Origin of the sequence: Streptomyces varsoviensis (assembly GCF_000718635.1) — a bacterium.
GTDB lineage: Bacteria > Actinomycetota > Actinomycetes > Streptomycetales > Streptomycetaceae > Streptomyces > Streptomyces varsoviensis.
Genome location: NZ_JOBF01000063.1, coordinates 1 through 920, shown reverse-complemented (window position 1 = coordinate 920; position 920 = coordinate 1). Strand labels below are relative to the sequence as shown.

The following is a 920-nucleotide window of genomic DNA, read 5'->3' as shown; positions in this document are numbered from 1 at the left end:
TACGATATCCTCTCTGGTCTCGTGGGCTCGGAGATGTGTATAAGAGACAGGTTGAGGGTGGTGCGGGGGTGGTGGTCGAGGGGTGGTCAGGGGGTGGTGCGGTGGTCATCGGCGGGGGGGCCTTCCGGGGGTGGTGCGATGAGGTGGAGGAGTGCGTGGAGGTCGGCGGGTCGGGTGTGGGGGTTGAGGAGGGTGGCTTTGAGCCAGAGGCCGGTGGGGGTGGTGGCGCGGCCGAGGACGGCGCGGCCTTGGTGGAGGAGGCGGCGGCGGATGGCGGCGACGGTGTCGGCCGTGGCGTTGGCGGGGCGGAAGAGGACGGTGCTGAGGGTGGGGCGGGAGTGGAGTTCGAGGTCGGGGTGGGCGTCGATGAGGTCGGCGAGGCGGTGGGCGGTGGTGCAGACGGTTTCGATGAGGTGGGCGAGGCCGTCGCGGCCGAGGGCGCGGAGGGTGACGGCGATTTTGAGGATGTCGGGGCGGCGGGTGGTGCGGAGGGAGCGGCCGAGGAGGTCGGGGAGGCCGGCTTCGGTGTCGTCGTCGGCGTTGAGGTAGTCGGCGCGGTGGTCGAGGGGGCGGAGGGCGGTGGTGTCGGGGACGAGGAGGAGTCCTGCGGCGATGGGCTGCCAGCCGAGTTTGTGCAGGTCAAGGGTGATGGTGTGGGCGCGGTCGAGTCCGTTGAGGAGGGGTCGTAGGGGGTGGCTGAACAGGAGCGGGCCGCCGTAGGCGGCGTCGACGTGGAGGGTGGCGCGGTGGGTGTGGCAGAGGGCGGCGATCTCGGGGAGGGGGTCGATTTGGCCGGTGTCGGTGGTGCCGGCGGTGGCGATGACGAGGAGGGGGCCGGGCCCCTGGTTACGTGTGGTGGTGAGGGTTTCGGCGAGGTGGGCGGGGTCGATGGTGCCGGTGGGGGTGGGGATGGTGATGGG

The 920-nt window shown here is 71.6% G+C and carries 1 protein-coding gene; it reads right to left on the bottom strand.

Annotated features, from left to right (window positions below):
- Positions 1 to 86: 86 nt before the first annotated feature.
- On the bottom strand, positions 87 to 920 hold an 834-nt coding region (locus IF55_RS35580), incomplete at its 5' end, for a pyridoxal phosphate-dependent decarboxylase family protein (RefSeq protein WP_048833128.1).